The sequence below is a fragment of the Psittacicella gerlachiana genome, assembly GCF_003585965.1.
Classification (GTDB): Bacteria; Pseudomonadota; Gammaproteobacteria; order Enterobacterales; family Psittacicellaceae; genus Psittacicella; species Psittacicella gerlachiana.
The window spans coordinates 1-1,963 of sequence record NZ_NRJF01000287.1 but is presented as its reverse complement, the minus strand read 5'-3'; the positions used below and the strand labels follow the sequence as shown (position 1 = coordinate 1,963).

Below are 1,963 nucleotides of genomic sequence, written 5' to 3'. Positions count from 1 at the left end.
TAAAACATCTATGTCAACAAGTTTTTTCTTCTTTTTCTTCTTTGAATCCTTTAAGTATTGTTTTGTCTGCTCTTTTATTTAATACATTTTTATTCTATTTAGATTTTAATTTTTATAGTACTTTGTTTTATGCTTTTCGAATAATAAATTAGAGCTCAGGAATTTATTCTGAGCTCTATTCTATATAAATGATTAACTAAAAGTTTATTAGTGTTTGTGACCACAACCACATTCAGCTTCAGCCCAATTTTTTAATTTAGTTGTTTTACCAACTCCTGGGTTAAATGAGTTTGTAGGGTCAATAGTTTTATAGTGTTTAACTAAAGGTTCTTGAGCATGATATAAGTGACCTACGTTATGCTCAGCTGGGTATTGAGCACCTCTAGCTTTTAAGGTTTCAAGAATTTCTTCTTCTACAGCTAACGGATCTAAAGGTTTCTTAATAATATAGTCTTGGTGGAATACATGGCATAAGAAGTGACCATAGTATAATTTACCAGCTAATTTAGCTTCAATTTCTTCTGGCAAATGCTCAAACCACTGATCGTCATTTCTTCTTAACGCAACATCTATCGCACAAATATCTACCTCTTTAGGGTGACATTCACGATATCTAATTGCAGCACCAGCAATTGAGAAACGATGTAGACCTGCGATTTTAGCTTCACGAGGAGTACATTTAAAATAGTTTCCAGCTTTTTTCTTACCTGTAGTGAAATAATCTGTTAACCATTTTTCCATATCATCGATCATATCATCACCAACAACTAAAAGTAGGTGATGTTCATATAACTTATGATATTCTTCCATGTTTTTTGTTAAGAGATTTGGAAGTAAAGCAGATAGAGCCTGTAATAATCTATCTGAATTAGGAATACCAGGGATTCTACCAAATGTACGATCATAAAAAGCTTTTAAAGCATATAATTTAGGAATATATTTTGTTCCTAATTTATCAATTACGAATAAGGTATCTTTACCGTATTTTTTACCGATATCATACGCTTCACGGTGAATATACTCACCTGAAATTGGTAGTCTTCCGTTAAACTCAGTTAAAGCAGCACGTCTAACATCAGTTAGCACATTAATATCATTTGCCCCAATATAGAACATTTGAGTTTTCTTAGGTTTAGCAAATGTATCTAAACGTACAGCAAATACTGCTAAGTGTCCTGCAGAACCTGAAGCTTCTTTTAAACGCTCAGGGTCATTATTATAACGAGCTGGAGTATCTTCATCAACTAAAACAACTTTATCTTTATAGTCTGTTGAAGAGGCACGTTTGCTATTATCTACAATGTTAGCATCCGAGTAATCACCATTTTGTAATTTCTCTAAAATTACTTCAGGATCATTTGAACCAAAGTCAATACCTAAGTTATTAACAAACTCAAATTCACCATTTTCATTCACTCTTGCATAACACGCATACTCAGTGAATGAAGGTCCACGTTGTACTAAAGAACCACCAGAGTTATTACAAACCCCACCAATTACAGAAGCTCCGATACAAGAAGAACCAATTACCGAGTGAGGTTCTCTTCCTATTTTAGCTAATTCATCTTCTAGTTTATATAAAGTAGCACCTGAAAGACAAACTACTTGAGATTGGTTATTTATAATTTTAAAGTTATCAATTCTTAAAGTATTAATTACGATATTTGGACGATCGTAATCATCACCAAAAGGAGTAGAACCACCGGTTAAACCAGTGTTTGCGGCTTGCGATATAACAATTACGTCATTCTCTGCAGCTAATTTTACAACTTTATAATACTCAACTAACGTTTTAGGTCTAACTACCGCTAGAGTATCTCCCTCACCGTATCTAATCCCTTTACGGAAACGCTCATTTTCAGCTGCATCCGTAATGCAGTGACTTTTACCTACTACATCTTCAACTTTTCTTAAAAAGTCTGCGTAATCTTTTTTATCGAAATTCATAATTTTACTTAATAAC

The 1,963-nt window shown here is 33.1% G+C and carries 1 protein-coding gene; it reads right to left on the bottom strand.

Annotation, left to right across the window (positions count from 1 at the left end):
* Positions 1-207: 207 nt before the first annotated feature.
* Positions 208-1,947, bottom strand: coding sequence for a D-lactate dehydrogenase (gene dld / locus CKF59_RS07720; protein WP_119535324.1), 1,740 nt, complete (start codon positions 1,945-1,947; stop codon positions 208-210).
* Positions 1,948-1,963: the final 16 nt, after the last annotated feature.